Origin of the sequence: Bartonella sp. HY406 (assembly GCF_025449315.1) — a bacterium.
Lineage (GTDB): Bacteria > Pseudomonadota > Alphaproteobacteria > Rhizobiales > Rhizobiaceae > HY038.
Genome location: NZ_CP104893.1, coordinates 816010 through 840175 on the forward strand (window position 1 = coordinate 816010; position 24166 = coordinate 840175).

General features: G+C 41.1%; 19 protein-coding genes and 1 pseudogene. 15 read left to right on the top strand and 5 right to left on the bottom strand.

All coding sequences use genetic code 11. The features are described 5' to 3' along the window. Positions 1-52 precede the first annotated feature (52 nt). Together N6B01_RS03380 and N6B01_RS03385 are read right to left on the bottom strand one after the other, a co-directional pair. Positions 53-2188, bottom strand: coding sequence for a TonB-dependent siderophore receptor (locus tag N6B01_RS03380; protein ID WP_262079919.1), 2136 nt, complete (start codon positions 2186-2188; stop codon positions 53-55). Positions 2189-2496: 308 nt separating this feature from the next. Next, on the bottom strand, positions 2497-3369 hold the full coding sequence (locus N6B01_RS03385; RefSeq protein ID WP_182418919.1) for a helix-turn-helix transcriptional regulator: 873 nt from the start codon (positions 3367-3369) through the stop codon (positions 2497-2499). A 296-nt stretch (positions 3370-3665) separates the two neighbouring features. On the opposite strand from N6B01_RS03385, the gene N6B01_RS03390 reads away from it, so the two are divergent. The 8 genes from N6B01_RS03390 to N6B01_RS03425 all read left to right on the top strand — a co-directional run bounded on the left by N6B01_RS03390 (position 3666) and on the right by N6B01_RS03425 (position 12776). Further along, positions 3666-4445, top strand: a complete 780-nt coding sequence (locus tag N6B01_RS03390) for an ATP-binding cassette domain-containing protein (RefSeq protein WP_182418920.1) — start codon at positions 3666-3668, stop codon at positions 4443-4445. Between the two features lie 463 nt (positions 4446-4908). Next, complete coding sequence (gyrA, locus tag N6B01_RS03395) at positions 4909-7647, top strand: DNA gyrase subunit A (protein WP_410007251.1); 2739 nt, start codon at positions 4909-4911, stop codon at positions 7645-7647. A gap of 253 nt (positions 7648-7900) precedes the next feature. Then, on the top strand, positions 7901-8398 hold the full coding sequence (coaD, locus tag N6B01_RS03400) for a pantetheine-phosphate adenylyltransferase (protein ID WP_182418922.1): 498 nt from the start codon (positions 7901-7903) through the stop codon (positions 8396-8398). A 154-nt stretch (positions 8399-8552) separates the two neighbouring features. Continuing rightward, positions 8553-9113, top strand: a complete 561-nt coding sequence (locus N6B01_RS03405) for a peptidylprolyl isomerase (protein ID WP_262080560.1) — start codon at positions 8553-8555, stop codon at positions 9111-9113. 147 nt (positions 9114-9260) lie between these two features. Then, positions 9261-9770 carry a peptidylprolyl isomerase gene (locus N6B01_RS03410; RefSeq protein ID WP_182418924.1) on the top strand — a complete coding sequence of 170 codons (510 nt, stop codon included), beginning with the start codon at positions 9261-9263 and terminating at the stop codon, positions 9768-9770. Positions 9771-9930: 160 nt separating this feature from the next. After that, the gene (gene queA, locus N6B01_RS03415; RefSeq protein WP_262079921.1) at positions 9931-11013 is read left to right on the top strand and encodes a tRNA preQ1(34) S-adenosylmethionine ribosyltransferase-isomerase QueA; all 1083 of its coding nucleotides are present in this window, start codon (positions 9931-9933) and stop codon (positions 11011-11013) included. Position 11014: 1 nt separating this feature from the next. Beyond that, a complete protein-coding gene (gene tgt, locus N6B01_RS03420; RefSeq protein WP_262079923.1) occupies positions 11015-12145 on the top strand; it encodes a tRNA guanosine(34) transglycosylase Tgt in 1131 nt (376 codons plus the stop codon). Positions 12146-12293: 148 nt separating this feature from the next. Further along, positions 12294-12776: a GlcG/HbpS family heme-binding protein gene (locus tag N6B01_RS03425; protein WP_262079924.1), complete on the top strand. Its 483-nt coding sequence runs from the start codon at positions 12294-12296 to the stop codon at positions 12774-12776. Positions 12777-12928: 152 nt separating this feature from the next. On the opposite strand, the gene N6B01_RS03430 is transcribed toward N6B01_RS03425, so the two are convergent. Continuing rightward, positions 12929-13918, bottom strand: a complete 990-nt coding sequence (locus tag N6B01_RS03430; RefSeq protein WP_262079925.1) for a hypothetical protein — start codon at positions 13916-13918, stop codon at positions 12929-12931. A gap of 559 nt (positions 13919-14477) precedes the next feature. On the opposite strand from N6B01_RS03430, the gene N6B01_RS03435 reads away from it, so the two are divergent. Continuing rightward, entirely contained in the window at positions 14478-15464 is a 987-nt protein-coding gene (locus N6B01_RS03435; protein ID WP_262079926.1) for an LLM class flavin-dependent oxidoreductase, read from the top strand. A 123-nt stretch (positions 15465-15587) separates the two neighbouring features. Here the strand turns inward: N6B01_RS03435 and N6B01_RS03440 are convergent, their stop codons facing one another. Both N6B01_RS03440 and N6B01_RS03445 read right to left on the bottom strand, forming a co-directional pair. Continuing rightward, positions 15588-17216 carry an acyl-CoA dehydrogenase family protein gene (locus tag N6B01_RS03440; protein WP_262079927.1) on the bottom strand — a complete coding sequence of 543 codons (1629 nt, stop codon included), beginning with the start codon at positions 17214-17216 and terminating at the stop codon, positions 15588-15590. Positions 17217-17342: 126 nt separating this feature from the next. After that, positions 17343-17816 carry a PACE efflux transporter gene (locus tag N6B01_RS03445; protein WP_262079928.1) on the bottom strand — a complete coding sequence of 158 codons (474 nt, stop codon included), beginning with the start codon at positions 17814-17816 and terminating at the stop codon, positions 17343-17345. A 172-nt stretch (positions 17817-17988) separates the two neighbouring features. Here N6B01_RS03445 and N6B01_RS03450 point away from each other — a divergent pair, with 172 nt between their 5' ends. From N6B01_RS03450 to N6B01_RS03475, 6 genes and pseudogenes are all read left to right on the top strand, one after another. Beyond that, the gene (locus tag N6B01_RS03450; RefSeq protein ID WP_262079929.1) at positions 17989-19485 is read left to right on the top strand and encodes a CoA-acylating methylmalonate-semialdehyde dehydrogenase; all 1497 of its coding nucleotides are present in this window, start codon (positions 17989-17991) and stop codon (positions 19483-19485) included. A 137-nt stretch (positions 19486-19622) separates the two neighbouring features. Beyond that, positions 19623-19964, top strand: coding sequence for a DUF1491 family protein (locus tag N6B01_RS03455; RefSeq protein ID WP_315973329.1), 342 nt, complete (start codon positions 19623-19625; stop codon positions 19962-19964). Positions 19965-20159: 195 nt separating this feature from the next. Then, complete coding sequence (locus N6B01_RS03460) at positions 20160-20705, top strand: hypothetical protein (RefSeq protein WP_262079931.1); 546 nt, start codon at positions 20160-20162, stop codon at positions 20703-20705. 102 nt (positions 20706-20807) lie between these two features. Continuing rightward, a complete protein-coding gene (locus tag N6B01_RS03465; protein ID WP_262079932.1) occupies positions 20808-21602 on the top strand; it encodes a tRNA1(Val) (adenine(37)-N6)-methyltransferase in 795 nt (264 codons plus the stop codon). An 87-nt stretch (positions 21603-21689) separates the two neighbouring features. Further along, positions 21690-22541 (top strand): S49 family peptidase, encoded by an 852-nt coding sequence (locus N6B01_RS03470; RefSeq protein WP_182418934.1) that lies wholly within the window; start codon positions 21690-21692, stop codon positions 22539-22541. Between the two features lie 118 nt (positions 22542-22659). Next, positions 22660-23318, top strand: a pseudogene (locus N6B01_RS03475) (IS1595 family transposase). Positions 23319-24166: the final 848 nt, after the last annotated feature.

Sequence of the window (24166 nt, forward strand, 5' to 3'; positions counted from 1 at the left end):
GTTGAGGTAAAAGCGCTTTATTTTTTGTAGTCAATAAAGCGCTTATATTATCTTACCATTTTGTGTGCATGCGTAAAAGGGTTTTACGCCCCTCGCCATAGCTGCAAACAAAAATGCCTTGGCAGCCTGATACATAACCCTTGTTGAACAAGTTGGTGACGTTAATATCGACGCCCCAATTATCTTTTTCATAACCAAGTTTTAAGTCGGCAAGAGTAACTGCTGGTACTTTAAGGGTGTTTTCTTCATCGGCAAAAGTTGAGCCAACATAGCGCACACCCCCGCCTAGGGTTAGACCTTCAAGCTTGCCACTGCTAATGCGATATTCTGTAAATAAGGCTGCTTGTTGTTCTGGAATAAGGTAAGGACGGTTGCCAATCAGGCTCGGTGTTGTTTCATCGTCCTTGATTTTGATCTTGGAGGTGGTGAAATTGCCAATGAGTTTCCATGATTGCGTAATATTGGCTTGTACTTCTAATTCAAAGCCGCGTGAATTGACTTTGCCAAGCTGGGTGCGCGCAAAACTTGACCCAGTTAAGGAATTTTCCTTGGTTAGGTCGAACAATGATGCAGTGATTAAGCCATCAAAGATTTGCGGACGGTACTTCATACCGATTTCATATTGCGTTCCGGTTTCAGGCTTGGCATAGCTGTTGTCAAAAAGCGTATCAATGATTGGATTAAAAAATGTTGCAACGCTAGCATAGGGTGTTAGCCCGTTGTCAAATTCATAACCAAGACCAGCACGACCAGACCAGCGTCCCGTATTATACTCATATTCAGGTAAGCCTTTGGCTTTGGTCCAAACATGGTCATAACGGCCATTTAAGGTTAAAATCCAACTTTCGCCAAATTCCATGCGGTCTTGGGCATAAATACCAAACTGGTTGCGAGTTAATTTTTGATCAATATAAGGATCCCACATTGGGCCCTGTGCTGCGCCATAAACAGGATTATAACCGTCAATAACAGTTGCGCTACCGGTTTGTTGCATTTGGTTGATTAAAAAATACCGGTATTCAGCCCCAAATAATAAATTATGAGTAATCGCTCCAGTATTTACACTGCCTTCAAGCATATTGTCGGCAACAAAAGTGTTTACTTCCGTATCATGTTTAAAATTTATACGTGCAACATTGGGATTATTTAAACTAGGCTGTGATAAAAACCCCTCATAGCCATATGCGTAAAGGCTATGTTCTTTAACATGGGCATAGCCATAACGTACATTTTGGCGGACAGTCCAATCATTGTCAAAGCGGTGCTCAAATTCATAGCCAATACTAGCCTGCTCTCGGTCATAAGAATCGACAGAGGGCTCGGTATAGTTGATAGTCCGCGGAATTTTGCCAAATTGTGTTGGCACTACCGTGCCATAATAAGGTAAGAAGCCACCGCCATCATGGGTTAAGTCTAAATGGGTGTAATTGCCTAAAATTGTAAGCCGCGTTGCTTCATCGGGTTTAAATTCAATGCTTGGAGAAATGACACCGCGAAATTCTTCCGCATGGTCGGTGTAATTATTGCCACCTTGAATTTTGCCATTAACACGATAGCTTAAAGTATCGGTAACTTTGTCACCCATGTCAAAACCAATATAGGCGTTACCATAGCTGTTTACGCCAATTTCAGTTTCGCGGATACGGTCAAATGTCGGGCGCTTGCTAATGTAGTTGACAATGCCGCCAGGGTTTGCGCCGCCATAAAGGGCTGCTACAGGTCCTTTTAATACTTCAATGCGCTCGATATTATAACTATCAATTAAAAAGCCACCAAAACCGTAGCTAAAGTTTTGCAAACCATCAAGATAGGTTCCAGTCTGGGTTGCATCAAAACCACGGATATATATCCAATTGGTATCATTATCGACGCCAAAAGGTTGGGCAAACACCCCGGCTGTATAGCGTAGCGCCTCGTCAAGCTTTTGTGCGCCAGTCGCATCCATTTGGTCGCGGCCAACAACCGAAACTGATTGAGGAATTTTACTAATATTCACAGACGCCTTTGAGCCTGTAGCGGTTACTTGGGGCACAAAACCATCGACTGGGCTTACAGCCGTATCATCATTATTTATAACTACGGTTTCTAGAGTAGTATTGGAATTTTGTTGGGCATTTGCATAAGTGTGACTAAGCGATGTACTTGCTGCTAAAGCAAGTAAAAATGTAAACAGACGTGATGATGCCATTGATTGAAACCCTTTAGGCTATAAAATAACAATTGTTGATTTGAGTGTATAAAGCCGATTTAGGTGCTATAACTAGTATGGTTGCAACTGATTGCTAGACCGAACTAAATGGCAATATGAGAAATATGATTTTTTAATTCATATTTTAATAAAAAGCTTGTCTGATATTTTGAATTTTTGAATGATATTGCTTAAAAAGCTAAACACAAAAATCAAATTGAATTAAAAAAAGCGTCAAAGATCATGGGGAAATGCGAATCTATAAATAAAAGGTTCGATTATTTCCCTTGTCTCAATTTCTTCATCTTTCAGTTGAATATTTTTACCCATTCCTTTGGTGTTGTGCCATTTATTTTTTTAAACACGCGTGTAAAATGAGCTTGGTCAGAAAAGCCGATTGTTGTTGCTATATCAGATAAGGGACGTTGTTCGCGCTCTAATAATAGTTTAGCTTTTTTTATGCGGCGCTGCATTTGAAAACTTAATGGCGAAATACCTGTAGTCATTTTAAAGGCTGTACAAAAATAGGATTTAGAAAGACCGCAAATGTTGGCAAGTTCTTCAATCCTTATGATACGATCGTAATTATTTTCAATAAATTGAGTTACTTGTTTTAATTGGCGTTGGCTAAGGGTGCCAGAGCGCTTTAAAGGGATGTGGGTTATTTGAAAAAGTTCTGCAACCAGTGCGTGTAGTAAGCCTTCACTAAATAAATTGTGCAATGGTGTTTGGTTGTTGCATTCTTGCGCTAATAGATTTGCAATTTGTGCAATGCGTGGGTTTTGAAAAAATAAATTAGGCTGATTGATGAGTTGGATATCGATGCAACCTTCAAAATGTTGTTGTAAAAGATCAATATCGAAATGAATATCAAGATGCTTTAAAAAGCCAGATTTTGTAAGATGACTTGATACTGGGAAATTAGCTGGAATGTAACATAGATCCAAGGCATTCAATGGTTGGTTTGGTTTGTTGTCATGATTATTAAAAAAGCTAATCTCTGCACTGTTTTCCAAAACAAAAAATAAACGTGGTGCTTGTGAAAGATAATGTCCTTGCATGTTAGGGCTGCATTCAACCGTCCATACATCAATAATTGCGCCTTCTAAAATGCGATATTTTAGTTTATCAATTAACTTAATGCCGTCAATTTGGCATTCCATTTGGGGATGAAAGCTCAAAAAGCTTGCTCCTTTAGTTTTAAGGCTTATTAACTTTTAACTTCGTAAAAGATATAAACTTAAGCACCACCTTGCATATGACCCTAGTTGTTCATGCTCGAAATGATATTTGCTGATGTGTTTGATTTAGGCGTAAAATAGCCATTGCAATCGCATGATCTATATCCTAAACTCTTTTAACTTGTTTATAACAGTCATGTTTACTATGCAATGTTTAATCTTTCTTTATTCAGATAAGTTTGTTTTACTAAGCTTGCAAATGGGCAATTGCAAATAACCTTTTTTGAAGGATCTTTATGACAGACTTACTATTTAAATTGGAAAAGGCACGTTTTACAGTGCAGGATCGTGATCTTTTAGCGCCGCTTGATATGGAGATAGCGGCGGGTAAAGTCACGGCGTTAATCGGTCACAATGGTTCTGGCAAGTCAACTTTGTTAAAAATTTTGGCGCGTCAGCAGGCCGTGACCAGTGGAAATGTTGTTTTTTGCGGTCGGCCGCTTGATCAATGGAGTGGTCGCGATTTTGCCCGTCACCTCGCTTATTTGCCGCAACAGCCTGCAGTTGCTTCTGGCATGTTGGTGCATGAATTGGTGGCCTTGGGGCGCTATCCTTGGCATGGTGCGCTGGGGCGTTTTGGTGAGGATGATGCGAAAAAAGTAGCAAAGGCCATGGAGGCGACAGGTGTTTTACCTTTTAAAGATCGCTTGGTGGAAACCTTATCAGGCGGCGAGCGTCAGCGGGTGTGGATTGCAATGCTAATTGCACAGGATGCCCGTTGTTTGTTACTTGATGAACCAACCTCTGCCTTAGATGTTGGGCATCAAATTGAAATATTGAGTTTGGTACGAAGCTTATCGCTTGAGCATAATTTAAGCGTTTTTATGGTTTTACATGATATTAATATGGCTGCGCGCTTTTGCGATTATGTTTTTGCTTTAAAGAGCGGAAAACTAATTAAGCAAGCAAGTGCTCTTGATATTATGACGCCAGAAACCTTGCAAGAAATTTATAATATACCAATGGAAATATTAAAGGATGCCCATGCGCAGCAGAAGGTAGCGGTTCCGCTTTAGTTGTATATAGGCGCGAATATTTGGGACATAAGTGATTTTGTTTGTTGCTTGAGGCTTGCAGGGTCTTTTAATATTGCCAATATGTGGCGGTTAAATCGTTTCATGGTGATGTTTTAAAATGATAATAAATTTATCATCCAATGAGCAAACATATGCTCATTATTATAATTTTGCCGTATTTTAGTCTGTATTTATGTGTTTTCGATAAAATATAAGCTTTGTTTTATGCTTTATAATTATTCATCCACTGATTTTTCAGTTGATTTATTTAAGTTGCTGAATTTATAGATTTATTTATTCAAAAAAACAGGCGTCTAAATTGGCTTTTTATAACGCTTTCGGCTATAACAAATAGAATTTTGAGTCGTAATTTAACAGAATGGTTAAACACGTGAACGATCAGATATTGCCACCCGATAGCGGTGACGTACAAGGTATTGAACCAGTAAACATTATCGAGGAGATGCAGCGCTCCTATCTCGATTACGCAATGAGCGTTATCGTGTCGCGCGCTTTGCCCGATGTGCGGGATGGTTTTAAGCCTGTACATAGACGTATTCTTTACGCCATGAACGAAATGGGATTGGCTTATAATAAACCATACCGTAAATCTGCCGCTGTTATCGGTGAGGTTATGGGTAAATATCACCCTCATGGTGATGCTTCAATCTATGATGCTTTGGTGCGTATGGCGCAAGATTGGTCATTGCGCGATCCGTTGATTGATGGGCAGGGCAATTTCGGCTCGATCGATGGTGATCCACCAGCCGCTATGCGTTATACTGAGTGTCGCTTGGAAAAGCTTTCCGATACTTTGCTTGGCGATATTGATAAGGAAACTGTTGATTTTCAAGACAATTATGATGGTTCAAAGCAAGAGCCTGTTGTTCTTCCAGCACGATTTCCTAATCTATTGGTTAATGGTTCTGGTGGTATTGCTGTTGGTATGGCTACCAATATTCCACCTCATAATCTTGGTGAAGTAATTGATGGCTGTGTTGCCTTAATCGATAATCCTGCCATTACTTTGGAAGAAGTGATGGAAATTATTCCAGGCCCAGATTTTCCAACCGGCGGCATTATTTTAGGTCGTGCTGGCATTCGCTCCGCTTATGAAACTGGCCGTGGCTCGGTTGTTATGCGCGCCAAGGTAGAGATTGAGTCTATTCGCAATGATCGTGAAGCGATTATTGTGACGGAGGTTCCCTATCAGGTCAATAAAGCGACCATGATTGAAAAAATGGCCGAATTGGTGCGCGATAAGCGCATTGAAGGCATTTCAGATTTGCGCGATGAATCTGATCGCGATGGTTATCGTGTGGTAATTGAGTTAAAGCGCGATGCGGTTGCCGATGTGGTGCTAAATCAGCTTTATCGATATACACCTTTGCAAACCTCTTTTGGCTGCAATATGGTAGCACTTAATGGTGGCAAGCCTATTTTAATGGGCTTGATGGATATTTTACGTGCCTTTATCACTTTTAGAGAAGAAGTAGTAAGTAAACGTACTAAATATTTGCTGCGCAAAGCACGCGAACGCGCCCATGTTCTCGTTGGTCTTGCTATTGCTGTTGCTAATATCGATGAAATTATTGCGCTTATTCGTAAAGCTCCGGATCCGGCGACTGCACGTGAACAGTTAATGGAACGCCGCTGGCCTGCAGAAGATGTGACATCATTGATTAAATTGATTGATGATCCGCGTCATATTGTGCATGAGGATAATACCTATAATTTATCGGAAGAGCAGGCGCGTGCAATTCTTGAATTGCGCTTGCAGCGTTTGACTGCCCTTGGCCGCGATGAAATTGCCAATGAGCTCAATGAAATTGGCGTAGAAATTGCCGATTATCTTGATATTTTATCTTCGCGTCTTCGTATTATGACCATTGTCAAGGACGAGCTTTTAGCCGTTCGTGATGAATTTGGTAATATGGATGATAAGCTTGCCAAACGCCGCACAACTTTTGGGCTTGGTGGCTCTGATGTTGATGATGAAGACCTTATCGCCCGTGAGGATATGGTGGTGACAGTAAGTCATACCGGCTATATCAAGCGCGTTCCATTATCAACCTATCGCGCACAGCGCCGTGGTGGTAAGGGGCGTTCTGGCATGGCGACCAAGGATGAAGATTTCGTAACGCGGCTCTTTGTGGCAAATACGCATACGCCAATCTTGTTCTTCTCATCGCGCGGCATTGTTTATAAAGAAAAGGTTTGGCGTTTGCCAGCAGGTACCCCGCAATCGCGTGGTAAGGCCTTGATAAATATGCTGCCATTGCAGCCTAATGAACGTATCACCACCATTATGCCATTGCCTGAAGATGAAGCAAGCTGGGCAGAACTTGATGTAATGTTCGCAACAACCCGTGGCACGGTGCGCCGTAATAAGCTATCAGATTTTGTTCAGGTCAATCGTGGTGGTAAAATCGCCATGAAGTTGGACGAGGAACAAGACGAGATCCTTTCCGTTGCCACTTGTACCGAAAATGATGATGTTTTGCTCACCACTGCTAAAGGTCAATGTATCCGTTTTGCGGTGACTGATGTGCGTGTTTTTGCTGGCCGAAACTCGGTTGGTGTACGTGGTATTAACTTGGCTGAAGAAGATACGGTAATCTCCATGGCTATTTTAGGCCATGTTGAAGCAACACCCGCAGAACGTGCAGCCTATATCAAACGTGCCATTGCCGAGCGCCGCGCCTTAGGTAGTGATGCGGAAGATGTTATTGACAGTGATGAAGAAGTAACAGAAAACGTTGATCTTAATGATGAGCGTTATCATGAGTTGCAACGTGCTGAACAAATGGTGCTTACCGTTTCTGAATTTGGCTACGGCAAACGGGCATCTTCCTATGATTTCCGTACCTCCAATCGTGGCGGTAAGGGTATTAAGGCAACAGATACATCAAAAACCAACGAAATTGGTTCATTGGTTGCAACTTTCCCCGTTGAAAGTTCCGATCAGATTATGTTGGTGTCCGATGGTGGACAGCTTATTCGTGTGCCGATTGATGGTATTCGCATTGCTGGCCGTTCAACCAAGGGCGTTACAATTTTTAACGTTTCTGGCGGTGAAAAAGTTGTGTCGGTTGAGCGTATTTCTGACCCTGAAGACGAGGTTGGTGACGAGGGGGAAGATAATGCTTCACCTGATGCAGATGCCATTGTAGTGCAAGCTAGCGAACCAAACGCAGAATAAGGATTTTGCTATTTAATCGGTTTGACGGTTTAAATAGCAAAAAAATACAACAAAAGTCCTGCAAAAATGATAAAGGTTTTTGCAGGATTTTTTTTATGGTATATGTTTAGTAATATTATTGAAAATCATTGCGTTAGAGCACATTTCAATCTGGTTGGATCAGATTGGCGCTCTAATCCATTGTTTACCTGCGTTTTTTATCCGAAAACCACTTCACACTTTTCGTAAAAACGCTCTAAATGAAAGTTAAGCCATGAAGCCAATTGGCATTTATGCGGGGTCGTTTGATCCAATAACCAATGGTCATCTTGATGTATTGCGCGGCAGCTTGAAAATTGCCGATAGGGTCATTGTTGCTATTGGTATTCATCCAGGTAAACAGCCGCTGTTTTCCTTTGTTGAGCGTAAAGATCTTATTCATGCTGTTGCGAATGATGAATTTAAGTGCGACGCAAAACGTATCGAGGTTATTGCCTTTGATAATCTGGTTGTTGATAAAGCACGAGAATTAGACGCATCTTTGCTCATTCGTGGTTTGCGCGATGGCAGCGATCTTGATTATGAAATGCAGCTTGCCGGTATGAATGCGACTATGTCGCCCGATATACAAACGGTATTTTTACCAGCAAGTATTTCAGTTCGTGCTATTACTGCCACATTGGTGCGGCAGATTGCATCTATGGGCGGTAATGTTTCGCACTTTGTGCCGGAAATTGTCGCCCATGCTTTAAAAAACAAGTTTCAATCTTAATATGCTTTGCTTATTTCAAAATGTAAGTTTGCACAGTATTTAAGTTTTAGCCAAGCTTCGGCTTTTCATTTGATTTTCAATAGAGAATTAAATGTAGTCAAACACAATTGGAGTTTTAATCACTATGACTTTGTTTAAAAAAATTGCAGCAATTATGCTGTTTATTGCCGCGAGTTTAGCCTTTATTGCACCTTCGTCGGCTGCAGATAATGACAATATCCTTGTTCTTACATTAAAAGATGGCGATGTTGCTATTCAATTACGCCCCGATCTTGCACCAAAGCATGTTGAGCAAATTAAAAAGCTAGTACGCGATGGCGCATATAATGATGTGGTTTTTCACCGCGTGATTGATGGTTTTATGGCACAAACTGGTGATGTGCAATTTGGTAATTTGAAAAAAGGCTTTGATGCCAATTCTGCGGGTATGGGTGGCTCAAACTATCCAAATATTAATGCAGAATTTTCAAAAGAACCATTTGTGCGTGGTACTGTTGGTATGGCGCGGAGCCAAAATCCAAATTCAGCCAATTCACAATTCTTCATTTGTTTTGATTCAGCATCAAACCTAAATGGTCAATATACTGTTGTGGGCAAGGTTATCAAAGGTATGAATGTGGTCGATAAAATTAAAAAAGGCTCAAGCAGCGATAATGGTAAAGTTGAAAATCCTGACCATATTATCAAGGCAAGTCTTGTATCTTCAGTAAAATAACCCAAATAATTTAATACGCGCTCATGACTGGGTGCTTTCTCATTTTTAAGCGGATAGTTTATTTTTAATTTTATTAAAATTCTATCTGCTTATTGACATAATTGGCCCTTTGCATAAAAAGGGAACAAACAACAGGAGTAATGTCGAATGGCTTATAAAGATCCGGAAAATACCCTCATCCTTGAAACAACCAAGGGAAATGTAGCAATCGAGCTATTTCCTGATCTTGCTCCTGGTCACGTAGAGCGTATTAAGGAACTCGCTCGCGAGGGCGCCTATGATAATGTTGTGTTCCACCGCGTGATTGATGGTTTTATGGCGCAAACTGGCGATGTTGAATATGGTAAAACCGATTCAGCTAAGTTTAATGCAGCGCGTGCTGGCATGGGTGGCTCTTCAAAGCCAGACCTTAAGGCAGAATTTTCTAATGCTAAGCACGTTCGTGGTGCAGCTTCAATGGCGCGTAGCCAAAATCCAAATTCAGCGAATTCACAATTCTTCATCTGTTTTGAAGATGCATCATTTCTTGATCGCCAATATACCGTTTGGGGTCAAGTGATTGAAGGCATGGAAAATGTCGATAAAATCAAGCGCGGTGAGCCTGTGCGTGATCCAGATGTTATCTTGAAGGCATATGTTGCCTCTGACGCTGAGTAAATATTTAATTAGTCGAATAAAGCGGGGCATAGCAATATGCTCCGCTTTTTTATGTCATAAACTTGCATAGTAATTTTAAAATATGACTATCAATCACCAACACAAAACCCTATGCTAAGTTTTACGCTTTTTATCCATGTCCCAATAGTTAGTTATTTTCATGAATGTAGATCTTTTTGATTTTGAATTGCCGGAAAGCCATATTGCTTTGCGCCCTTTAGTGCCGCGCGAGGCTGCAAAATTATTGGTCATTGATGAAAACCAAATTCCAAATGATTTCCATATCGGCGATTTACCGCAGCTTCTGCGGGCAGGGGACGCATTGGTTTTTAATGATACCAAGGTTATCCCAGCTCGGCTTGAAGGCACACGAACACGCGGTGAGGCTGTCGCCCATATTGGTGCAACCCTGCATATGCGCATGTCGCCTAATAGTTGGAAAGCTTTTGTGCGCCCAGCCAAACGGTTAAACGAGGGCGAGATTATTGTCTTTAGCAAGGCAGATCAAAGATTGGAAGCGCAGGTTAGTGAAAAGGGTGAAGCTGGCGAAATGCTGCTTACCTTCGATAAGTCTGGCGCAGAGCTTGATAGTGCAATAGCCTTTATTGGGCATATGCCTTTACCACCTTATATTGCGGCAAGGCGTGGTGAAGATGCACAGGATACCAAGGATTATCAAACGGTTTTTGCCCGTGAAGAGGGCGCTGTTGCTGCACCAACTGCGGGCTTGCATTTTACCAATAGCCTACTTGATAGTTTGAAAGAAAAAGGTCTCGAACAGCATTTTGTAACTTTGCATGTTGGTGCGGGTACATTTTTACCGGTTAAAGTAGATGATACGATTGACCACAAAATGCACTCAGAAATCGGTCACATTACCCAAGAGGTAGCAGATCATTTAAATGCTGTGCGTGCACGCGGTGGGCGTATCGTCGCCGTTGGAACAACGGCATTGCGTTTGCTTGAAAGTGCGGCAAAAGATGATGGTAGCTTAGCAGCATGGTCTGGTGCTACCGATATTTTTATAACGCCCGGTTATCGGTTTAAAATTGTTGATCAGTTGATTACCAATTTCCATTTACCGCGTTCAACGCTGTTTATGCTGGTTTCAGCTTTTGCTGGATTAGATGTGATGAAAAACGCCTATAGGCATGCAATTGATAATGACTATCGTTTTTATTCCTATGGCGATAGTAGCTTATTAACGCGCAATAATGATGCTTTAAAACTGCAGGATAAATAAAATGAGTGAAAATTTTACCTTTAAATTGATTGCAGAAGATAAAAAGGCACGGCGCGGCGAAATCACCATGCCACGCGGTAGCGTCCGCACGCCGGCCTTTATGCCTGTTGGCACAGGTGGTACGGTAAAAGCCATGTATATGGATCAGGTTAAAGACCTTGGCGCAGATATTATTCTTGGCAATACCTATCATTTAATGCTGCGCCCAGGGGCAGAGCGGGTTGCAAAGCTTGGTGGCTTGCATGAATTTGCCCGTTGGCAAGGACCAATTCTCACCGATTCAGGCGGTTTTCAGGTAATGTCCTTAGCGGGTTTACGTAAATTAGATGAAAAAGGTGTCACCTTCCAATCCCATATTGATGGCCGTCGCTATGAAATGTCGCCTGAACGCTCGATTGAAATTCAGGGCTTACTTGATTCAGATATCCAAATGCAGCTTGATCAATGTGTGGCATTGCCAGCGACCTTTAATGAAATGGAAAAAGCCATGGAATTATCCTTGCGCTGGGCACAGCGTTGTAAGGATGCCTTTGGGATTCAGGCTGGCAAGGCGATGTTTGGTATTGTGCAGGGTGGTGATAATGTGCCTTTGCGTGAACGCTCTGCAGAAGCATTAAAGGAACTTGATCTTAAAGGCTATGCCGTTGGCGGCCTTGCGGTTGGTGAACCGCAACAAGTGATGATGGATATGCTAGATGTTACTTGTCCAATTTTACCACGTGAAAAGCCACGCTATTTGATGGGGGTGGGCACGCCTGACGACATTATTAAAGCTGTTGCACGCGGTATTGATATGTTTGATTGCGTGATGCCCACGCGCGCTGGGCGCCATGGTTTGGCTTTCACGCGTTTTGGTAAGGTCAATTTACGCAATGCCCGACATAATGAAGACCACCGCCCACTAGACCCACAATCTTCTTGCCCTGCCGCGCGTGATTATAGCCGTGCCTATTTACATCATTTGATAAAATCCAATGAGGCTTTGGGCTCAATGTTGTTAACGTGGAATAATCTTAGCTATTATCAAGACTTAATGGCAGGCATAAGGGCAGCGATTGAAGCTGGCCGATATGAGGATTTTTGTGGTGAAACCAGCGAAGCTTGGGCCAAAGGTGATATGGCACCGCTTTAGGTGCAAGGGATAAACAATCAAAGCATTATTGTTTCTTGAAAGCGAGAAACGGTAATGTCATAGTAGTATCGTACTAAAAGTGACAATTTAAAAATATCATTTGCAGTTTACTGCATATAATCGATTACCCTTAAAAAGGATAGCTATTATGAAACGCATATTGATGATTTTATCTCTTGGTCTTTTACCTAATTTTGCTTTTGCACAGGATTTGCCAACAGCACCCTATTTACCATTAAGTCTTGCCGGAAAGGCGGCTCATGCTGCCCTTGATGCATGTGCGGCTAAGGGTCATAATGTCAGTGTTGCTATCGTCTCAAGAGACGGTTCAACCAAAGTCTTGTTAAAAGCTGATCAGTCTGGTCCTCATACGGCAGGCAGCGCGCAAGGCAAGGCATTTACATCGGCTGCTATGGGACGCGATAGCGCTAGTCTTGCGGAGTTTATTGCCAAAAATCCAGAAAATGCAGGCCTTCGTGATATGGATGCGCGTTTTGTTATCCAAGGCGGTGGTTTGCCAATTAAAATTGGTGATGCATTGGTTGGTGGTATTGGTGTTGGTGGCGCGCCAAGCGGTGCTATTGATGCCGAATGCGCCCAAGCTGGCATGGATGCTATTGTCAAAAAATAATTAAGGATTAGGATATCTAGCAATTTTTTCAATCTTTGCTAGATATCCTTTTAAAGTAAAAATTAAATAGATAGTGATTAATTAACTGATTGTTTTATATAAGGTTTGTATAAAATATAACAAAGCTCGTCTTCGTTATTTTTGCGTGGTTTTTATTTGTTTTTACCAAGCAATTTTACCAAATCATCGCGAAAATCTTTGCAGTCACTCTCGCCTTTGCTAATCCCTACATCATACCAAGCAATAATTTTGGTGTATTCCTCTTGATAATCTTGTGGTTTTTGTAGCATTTTAGGTGCCAAATCAGGATAGAGATAGCTATGTCCAAGTAAGCATATTGACTTTTTGTTGCCCGCAATTGTGGCAGCCAAGTAATTGGCTTGGGCATCCTGTTTCTTTTTATAAAATTCTTTATCACCTAGTGCTTTTAAATGATCGCCACTGATGCGGATGCCATTTTGCAAAAGTGCCGCTTCATGCACTTCTTGGGCGGACTGATCGTCACCTAAAAGCCGATATAACTGTGTTAAATAGATAGGGCTACGTAAATTAAATTCAAAAATCTTAGCGTTTTTTAAACAAAGATTTAATGCATTATTGAGTTTTTCTACATCTTCGGTTTGTTTGCTGGTTTGCATGAGAATGGTGGGTGAAATGCTAAATACCGCTTCATCGCATTCATTCCAGCCCAATTGTTCTTCAATTTGCATTGTTGCATAAAGCAGTTGTTTTTCACCTTTTGCCGTTTGAACAAGGAATTTTGTATTCTTAATGACCATATCAAGTTCCTCGATATTAGATACTTGACCATTGGTTTGTTTTTTGAATCGTTTGTAATAATCATTGCCGATTAGATAATTAGGTGTAAAGATGCCTTCTACCCCAGCAATATATGCTGTGCCCGCAATTTCAATCGCATCTAAATCGTTGTTTTGTGCTGTCTCTAACACTTTTAGCAATAGGGCTTTATCTTTTAGACAAGTCAAAATATCGTCAAACTTGCTAATTTCTTTTAACTGTAAAACGGTTTTATAGGCCTGCTCAGTGTCCGCAGGACAGCGTTCGTTTGTATTTTGTGCTACCGCGCGATAACTAGTAAGAGTTAAAAATACAAAAATAATGAAGGCAATAATATTTTTCATGATACCCCAAATCTAATTTAAAACCTTACCATATTCTGATCATTTTGGCGACGTTTACAACTTGAATTTAGCTTAGATTACTATTTGCCAACAATATAAAACACTGTAAATCATTGTAAGGCTATTTTTTTCATTAGTTTTATTTCACATGTAAAAGCTTTAGGGTCAGCACCCATTCATTTGAACGAAATGGTATGAGGAAATTTTTGTGAGAACCCAAAGATTAAATAATAGAAGAGTTGCCGAGAAGTATGAATATTTTCAAAGCTATTCGACAAAGTTATCACGAAAATTTAACATATCCTGAAAGGACACCAAAACAGCTGTGATCTACAGCGTCGTAAAACTCAAATGGGTATACCACCCACTTTTCGCTTTCCTTCTTTTATATTTTTGCTGTTTATTGTGCCATTTCATGTAAATTAATGAGTCCTGACCCTAAGCATTTAGCTGCCTATGCGTTTATTTTCACTCTTGAATTTGTGCCCTCGCAAACCCAAATAATTTATAAATTAAGTTAAACACTAATGGCGCGTTGACGCGTGAAAAGATAGGGCAAATGAAACTTTCCGTTCTTGATTTATCCAATGTTCCTGAAGGGAGCGCGCCTAAAGATGCTTTGCGCAATTCTATAGACCTTGCACGCCATGTCGAGAACCTTGGTTTTAAGCGTATTTGGTATGCTGAACACCATAATATGACAGGTATTGCCAGTGCCGCGACTGCGGTTTTAATTGGTCAAGTAGCGGCAGTCACCAATAAAATTATTTTAGGATCGGGCGGCATTATGCTGCCCAACCATTCCCCTTTGGTTATTGCCGAGCAATTTGGAACGCTATCGGCGCTTTATCCGGGGCGTATCGAATTAGGTTTAGGGCGCGCGCCTGGCACGGACCAGCTTACTGCACGCGCCTTGCGTCATCGCCACGATCTTGACGCTAATTCTTTTCCCCAAGATGTGGTTGAACTGCTTGGTTATTTTAAAGAAGCATCGCAAGGACAGCAAGTTCGTGCAGTTCCAGGAGCTGGAGAAAATGTGCCAATTTGGATTTTAGGCTCCAGCCTTTTTGGTGCGCAATTAGCCGCAATCTTAGGGCTTCCTTATGCTTTTGCTTCGCATTTTGCGCCAGCTGAGCTTGACAATGCGTTAAAAATCTATCGGGAACGGTTTGAGCCTTCAGAGACTTTGACAAAACCACATGCAATGGTGGCGCTTAATGCCATTGTTGCCGATAGTGATGAAGAAGCGCAATATCTCTTTACTTCGTTGCAACAATCCTTTGTTAATTTGCGCACTGGCCGCGCTGGTCCATTACCGCGCCCACAAGATAATTTTGCTAAAACTTTGCCAGAGCAATTTCAGATGATCCTTGAGCAAACGCTTTCATGCTCGGTTATTGGTTCACCGCAAACTGTACGCGAAGGCCTTACTAAATTATTGGCGCGCACTAAGGCTGACGAGCTGATTGTTACAACAACGGTGCATGATCATGAGGTGCGCAAAAAATCTTTCACGTTGTTAAGTGAGATTATGGAAACATTGTAGATCAAATTATTTTCTATCCTTTTATTGGTTAGAAAATATGTGATTGACGCTATCACATGCAGCCATTTCATTATTTAAATTTTAGCCTATCAGAGAAAATCTTCTGATAGGCTAAAATTTTATTTATGCAGATGGATATAGGGCTTCTAAAATAAAGGTCGCATTAAAACGCGGACTCATCATGCCGTAAGTCGAGCGCCATTGCCCACCTAAGCGGCTTTCAACAAAGGCGTTGGCTACCATGTCAATATCTAGGCGGCTTAAGGCGGCAGCAGCAGCAGTGTAGGCAAATTGTTCCATCAGCAAAAAGGCGGACCCGCTATCATTAACGGCCATTTTAGCCGCTACTTGCAAGACTTCGGCAGTTCTTGGGCCGGCCGATCCAATATTACCAGCAAGACCAATAATAATATTTTCAAAATGATCAGGGTATTTTTTTACCGCTTTCATAAAATCTTGAATATGATCATTAGGCGTCTTTTCAAAACTGCGATTGCGTGCAAAAAAACGTAAGCCGCGATGGGTACGTTCGCCCTTTTGAAGTGGGAAATTAGTTCGGGTTGTGATGGCGCAATCGGTAATTTGGCGGGCGAGTTGCTCACTCCAATAGGCAACAACCGGGCGTAGAAGCTCTGCCCAAACCGCCTGAACCTCATTTTGTGCAGCAATGTCAATGGATTGGCCAAGCCGCAGGGTCAAAACCGTTAAAGCGGCGCAGTCGAGTGCGGCATCGGCCAACATGCGGCCATAAAATATATTTTCTTTGCCGTTTTCTTTTTCCATACGTAATAAGTCAACTGCAACCCGCATGGCACTGCGAGCGATGCTGGCACTTATCACGGCATTATCATTGCCAAGATTGTCAAATACTTCGTTGATGATTGTTGTAAACTGATCTTCCTTGGCAACAAGCCAACCGGCACTCTGCTCAAATATCATACTGGCAAAAGGTGCAGTAAGGATTGATGCATCTTGAATGGCAGGGCGCAAACTAATGCCATTTAATTGACCAGAACCAAGCAAACGTGGAACAAGGAAAAGGCATGGCTTGTCCTTAATGACAGCGCTTACTAAAAAACCATCTGCAACTGGATTTATAACCCTTATTTTTTCGCCGCTGATGCGAAAAACGCTATCTGCGCCTTCGCCGTCTTCATACATGGCTTCAGCTTTTGCTGTGCAAGCTGATATGGTGCTTTTGCCTGATGCTAATTCTTGGATAGCAAGGGAAATACTTGCCCCCTCCTTGCGTGGAAAGGCAATACGGGCAGGGTCATGCATCGGACTTGCAAGTTGTGGCTGCCATTGTTCATAAAGCTCTTCGCAATGGCGAAGTGCGCCAAGGCCAGCACTTGATATGCATAATTCTTGTAAATGGCCAGTTTCCAAGCCGCCAAGCAAAAACAACCTCATCATGCGTGTTTGGGCACGTTTTCCTTCTTCTTCAGGATTATCCTCATAAAGCGAACCTGCAATGCCCGCCGCGCGAGACCTCGTTAATAGGCTATGATAGGCTGGGTGGATATCAACATCTTCAAGCAGTTCGCCCCATTGATTATAAAGGTTAAGCATTGGCAAATGACGATGGGCAAGGCGCGCTCGCTCATCGGCCTCTATGCTTGCGGTATAATCGCCAAGATCAGAAAAGGATGGTAACAGTGAAATATCAAGCTGTGATGCTGTTTGAAACAGGATAGGATCACTGAAGAAATAATTGTCACTGGTTTTTAATTTGCTGTTTTCTGCTTGCAACCGAATATTCCTTGAAAATTAAAGAGCCAATTAATCCAACTGATTGATAATTGCACGATATATAGTTTAAATGCACCATGCCATAGAAATTTTGAATATCAAGAGATAATCTTAGAAGTTAAAGATTTAACTTTTGGCAGTAAAGTGAAGATAAATCTTATCATAGATATAATTGAAAATTATGGAATAGGGGAGGAAGAACAGTAAAAGCCCTATATCTAAGACAAATGCATACCAAAGACTTATATTTAGATAGAATGCAATGCATGGCAATGTAAAGATTAATAAACCACCTTCAAAGCCTAATGCATGTAAAAAGCGAACCATTTTGCTGCGTGAAAAGCGATATTTTTTTTGTAATTGGTCGAAAGCAAAATTGAAAATGCCATTCCAAGCTGTTGCTATGAGTGAAATGATTATTGATAATACGCCCATACTTACCAAGCTTTTTCCTTCTACAAATACAAGAAAAAGTGCAGTAAGAATAATGGCGATGACTTCAAAAATTGTGGCATGTAAAATGCGCGCTAAAAGACCACGCTTTATCAGCCTGTCATCATGATTATGTTCTACTATATCATTTGATGCCTGCTGTTGCAATTTTTGCTCCCAAGTAAAAATAACTTAACTATAATTTATTGTAATGGGTAGTCAATATTTTCTATTTTTAAGCTATGCATAAATTTGCACAATAGATAAGGAAAAATGCTTGTTCCTTAAACAGTGTAAAGGCATTATTGTGTATTAACGACATTTTTAGTGGAGGAAAAACATGCGAAATATTGGGCATTTTATTGGTGGTAAAAATGTGGCAGGTAAAAGCGGCCAAGAGGCTGATGTATTCCAACCGTTTGATGGCTCAGTCATTGGCAAGGTTGCCTTAGCAAATAGTGCTGAAATAAATGAGGCCGTAGAAAACGCAAAGCAAGCTCAGCCAGCATGGGCAGCTGTAAATCCACAGCGGCGCGCGCGCGTGATGCGTAAGTTTTTATCTCTTATTGAAGAGGAAATTGACAGCCTTGCAGAATTATTGGCAAAAGAACACGGCAAGACAATTGCTGATGCTATTGGTGATATTCAGCGCGGCTTGGAAGTGGTTGAGGTAAGCCTTGGCGTTCCCCATATGCAAAAAGGTGAATACACAGATGGGGCAGGACCTAGTATTGATACATATTCCATGCGCCAAGCCTTAGGAGTTGTGGCAGGTATTACGCCATTTAATTTTCCGGCAATGATCCCGCTTTGGATGGGCGGACCCGCTATTGCTTGCGGCAATGCGTTTATTTTAAAGCCATCAGAGCGTGATCCTGGTGTTCCTATGCGCCTTGCTGAATTATTTATAGAGGCAGGTGGTCCTGAGGGAATTTTTAATGTTGTAAATGGTGGGAAAGAAGCAGTAGATGCCTTGCTAGATGCACCAGATATTAAAGCGATAAGCTTTGTTGGCTCAACTGCTATTGCACAATATATTTATGGCCGCGCCGCCGCAAATGGTAAACGGGTTCAAGCTTTTGGTGGTGCCAAAAACCACATGCTCATCATGCCAGATGCTGATATGGATCAAGTAGTTGATGCTTTGATTGGTGCGGGCTTTGGTTCTGCTGGTGAGCGTTGCATGGCCATTTCTGTGGCTGTGCCAATTGGCGAAGAAACAGCTGAACGTTTGCTTGAAAAGCTTATCCCACGCATTAAAGCGCTTAAAGTTGGCTCGTCACTTGACAAGCAGGCTGATTACGGCCCGGTGGTTACCAAAGAAGCCAAGGCTCGCATTTTGGATTATGTCGATATTGGCGTTAAGGAAGGTGCAAATCTTGTAATTGATGGTCGTGGTTTTAATTTGCAAGGCTATGAAAACGGTTATTATGTTGGCCCATGTCTATTTGATAATGTGACGCGCGATATGCGCATTTATAAGGAAGAAATTTTCGGCCCAGTTTTATCAATTGTGCGTGCTGCTAATTATGAAGAAGCACTTAGCTTGCCTAATGACCATCTTTATGGCAATGGCGTTGCAATATTTACCCGCGATGGCGATACGGCTCGTGATTTTGCCGCCCGCGTTGAAGTTGGCATGATTGGCATAAATGTGCCTATTCCAACACCGGTTGCCTATTATACGTTTGGCGGCTGGAAAGCCTCGGTATTTGGTGATCTTAATCAGCATGGGCCTGATGCGTTCCGTTTTTATACACGCACAAAAACTATTACTTCGCGTTGGCCTTCCGGCATTCGTGAAGGGGCAGAATTTTCTATTCCGACTATGGAATAAGCATGTTATAAGTTAATTTTAAAGGCGGGCTATAAGTCCGCCTTTTTTATTGGTATTTTTGTGCTAGATATTAAAACATGCGTTAAAGATTAATATCGCATTTATAGTTATTATAATATTGGAGTTATTTTATGGGATTGCGGCTGACATCTGATTTTTATGTGGCGCAATTGATACGCAAGATTAATGGTGCCAATGGCTTTGCTTATCTTGTGCGACGCGGCGCAATAGAGGCTGGTACAATTTTTATCATGCAGCGTCTTAAAAATAACCAAGTTGACTTATTTGGACCGGCACCCCAAAGCTTTTACGAAGAAGCAGAAAATGACGGTGGTAGGTTGTTTATAAAAATTTTAACTGATGCAGAAGAAGTAAATGCGGTTGAAAAGCTAGAAAAAGAGCTTCGTTTTGATCCTGATATTTGGCTTGTTGAAGTTGAAAATATTGATGATTTGACAACTTATATAAATATTGTGTGATTAATTTGTGATTGTTAGCTTGGGTCACAACCCCAATATAGCTATAAACTTATGTCTATTTTCAGCTTGATTAAAAATTTTGCTCTTTTATTCTTTTTTAAATTTAGCCAATAGAGTTTATTTGGCTGCTTATATTAAAGAGATTTGATAAAATATTGAATGCAAAACTAAGTCTATTTAAAAGGAAATTAACCAATGGCGCTAACGGCTGAGCAAAAAAAACTTATTTGGATGGCGGTAGTATTTACGCCATTATTTGTGGCAATTGGCCTAACAATCTCGCCGTTTTTGTTTATTAATGAAATGTGGCAATTTACAAATGAAAGGTTGAAGGAGTTAAGCGAAATCTACGCTAAAGCTGATATGGAGGTGCCAACAAATTTAAGTACACTCACATATGACAAGTTTTTTTGGCGAACGATAACTGACGCTTATATGCAACTTCCTATTCGGCTTGTCATAAGTTACATTTTGGTCGCTATTCCTATTGCAGTTTTTTCTGCCCTTTATTCCTTTATATATCAAAAAAATAAGTCAATTATTTTGATGGTCATTATTTGGGGTATTGCTGCTGAATGTCTTTCTTATGTGCTAAATAAGTTCTTTTTCACCGATACTTTATTAATGATGGATCACTTTATTGGGCGTATTATTGCTGTAACTTTAATTTTTGCTATGACAGTTTCTGCCCTTATTATTGGTATTCTTATGCACAAATCTTCGAAAAAGAGTGCAGGGTAGGGATTATCTTTGGTGTTGTAAAAGCGTTTTAATTTTACTTTAAAGCCTAAAAGTGTTTTAAACGATTTTAAAAGCTGTAACTCCGTTTCATGAATGCCGACAATGCCACTATCATTTGATAATATTGACGAAACGATTGACGTTTTTCATCGTGGTCGTTTTGCTCTTGTGCAGCCCCGTAATTTTGGGCATCGCTCCGGCATGGATGCCATGATGCTTGCGGCCTTAGTACCAACGGATTTTAGCGGCCAATTGGTTGATCTTGGTGCGGGTGCAGGCGCGGCAGGTCTTGCTGTTGCTTCGCGCTGTGATAATGCCAAAATAACTTTGGTGGAGCGCTCACGCCTTATGGCGCAATACGCACAAAAGACATTGCACTTACCCGAAAATATTAAATTTAAATCCCGGACATCATTGCTAAATGCTGATGTAACATTGCGTGGAAAGGCTCGTTTAGAAGCAGGGCTTATTGATAATAGCTTTGATTTTGCAATTATGAACCCGCCATTTAATGAACAATCTGATCGCGCAACGCCAGATAAGGAAAAGGCCGATGCGCATGTGATGACAAAAGGCATGTTTGATGCTTGGCTTCGCACTGCCGCCGCACTGTTGCGCCCGGGTGGTTTTATAGGGTTAATTGCGCGCCCAACCTCGCTTGAAGATATATTGCCTGCCTTGCAGGGGCGCTTTGGTGGTGTGGTTATTATTCCTATTTATCCACGCCCCCATCAAGCAGCAATTCGTATTTTGGTTTATGCAAAAAAGGGTAGCCGCGCTGCATTGTCTTTTGCTAGCCCAATATTATTGCATAATGCTGATGATAATAAATTTTCACCTAGAACCGATGCAATCTGCAACGGAATATTGAGTGTTTGGGATAAATATGATGAATAGTCGCAGAATAATTGTGTCGCTACTTGCGAGAGCCTATCCAAAAACCTATTAAATAAGTCAATATAATTTTGAAAATGGAGATGTAGCTTGGCTAACTGGATTAAAAAACTAATTCCTCGTAAATTTCGTTCTGAAGGCGTAACTATTCCAGTTGTGCGGTTGCAAGGTGTCATTAGTTCTTCATCATCGGCACTTAAAAGCAATTTGTCGCTTGCAAATTGTGCAGAGCAGCTTGAGCGCGCTTTCAATATGAAAGAAGCACCTGCCGTTGCTATTGTTATTAATTCGCCCGGTGGTTCGCCAGTGCAGTCGCGGCTTATTTATAAGCGTATTCGTGACCTTGCTAGCGAAAAAAACAAGCGTGTGCTTGTCTTTGTTGAAGATGTGGCGGCATCAGGAGGTTATATGATTGCTTGTGCAGGCGATGAAATCTTTGCCGATCCTTCATCGGTGGTTGGCTCAATAGGCGTTGTTTCTTCCTCATTTGGTTTTCCTGAATTAATGAAGAAAATTGGTGTTGAGCGCCGTGTTTATACCGCAGGTAAGAACAAGGCGACTTTGGATCCTTTTTCTCCAGAAAAAGAAAGTGATATTAATCATTTAAAAGAGTTGCAGTTGGAAATTCATGAAACTTTTATTAATTTGGTAAAAAATAGTCGTAAAACCAAATTGAGCGACAATGAAGATCTTTTCACTGGCATGTTCTGGACTGGTATTAAAGGTAAAGAATTAGGCTTAGTTGATGGGCTTAATGATATTCAAAGCGTGTTAAAAGACCGCTATGGCAGCAAAATGCAAATGCGGTTGATCAATGCATCAAAAGGCTTGCTTGGACGTAAATCGCCATCGGGAATTTATGCTGATATTGCTGGTCAAGCAATTGGCAATATTGTTGATGTTGCTGAAGAGCGTGCCTTATGGTCGCGCTACGGGCTTTAAACCTATTACATAAAAGGGCGGCAGCAATGCCGCCTTTTCTTTTTTACTGCCAATTCTTAAATGACATAATATAATGCTAGGGGCTGACACCTGACTTTATATAAGTTAGGGTCTCTTTATGTATGTAAGGCATTGTAAACTAACAAGAAATAAGCAGTTGGAGCTTATGAAATACTTCATTGCGGGTTCAACCGCTAGAACAGCTGCTGATTTGGCTGGTATTCATCGCAATACAGCTGTACGCTTTTTTCATAAATTGCGATGTTCAATTGCCGTAAAACAACAGGAACGTGCGGAACAATTTGCGGGTGAAATCGAATTAGATGAAAGTTATTTTGGAGGTCATAGCAAAGGCATGCGCGGTCGAGGAGCTAGCCAAGTAAAGTTGCTGTCTTTGGTATTCTTAAGCGAGGTGGTCAAGTTTATACACAAATCATCTTGGATGCTAAAACAGATACGCTTATGCCTATAATCCGCCAGAAAATCGTACCGGACAGCATTGTTTATACAGATTGTTGGCGAGGATATAATGCGCTTGATGTTTCAGAATTTAAACATTTCCGCATTAATCATTCAATCTTATTTGCGAATGAAAAGAACCATATTAATGGCATTGAAAATTTTTGGAACCAAGCCAAACGACATATGAGAAAGTTTAACGGAGTTCCAAAAGAGCATTTCAATCTTTTCTTGAAAGAATGTGAATGGCGCTTTAATATCGGTACACCTAAACAGTTGCTAGATGATCTTAAAATCATCCTTAAATCACAATCTTAGGTGTCAGCCCCTAATGCTATTATTGATGGTTAGGCAAATAACAGGTCAAAATTTATGTAGCCCAATCTATTAACATTTTTTTTAAGTTAAGCTGTGCGATACCATACCCAAAATTGAAAACGCTAAGCATATATTGTTGCTTAGGTTGTGATATTCCATTTGTATTAGGTGCTGCTGAGGGTAGATTTTCCTCGCCGAAATAATCAATTGGTGATTTCTTTAACTAGCAAAGCGAGGGCATTTTCGTTGGCTAGCACTGGTAATGTGCGTATGGGGGCCATTGAATTCTTCTTCGGTGAGCCAAAAAAGAGAGTATTGGCAACCCAAAAATTCTATATTAAACCAGTTTTCATCAGTAACTGGCAAACTATCCAATCCTAAGAAGGCAGTGCCTCATTAAACATATCATCAACAAAAAAGCTTATAGCAACGAGTTCTAGCCCTTGCATGCGGTATTGCTCGGGTAGCTTGAGTGTAAAGGCGTGGCGCAACTGTGTTCCATGGACGGAACTGATCGGCATCTATAGTTGGTGGTAGTCCATAACACCCCCCCCATTTTATAAGGTCGCTCAGGTTATATAGCATTTGCGTCCGCAAGAGTTATAATTAGAATCTGATTATCCTTAACTCCAACTGTAAACTGCAAGCCCTCTTCGGGTCCGTCTTTAATTATTGCGCGTTTAAAACGCCACTTATATTCATTGCACGCATCAGAAATACTTATTGAGTTGGTATATCTTTATCGAAAGATAATGCGGGAGAGTCTTGCGTAATGACAGCTATAGAGATATTGGGAAGGATTGTTAAAACGTGATTTAGCCCATCTTATCATCAATTATTATGCGAGC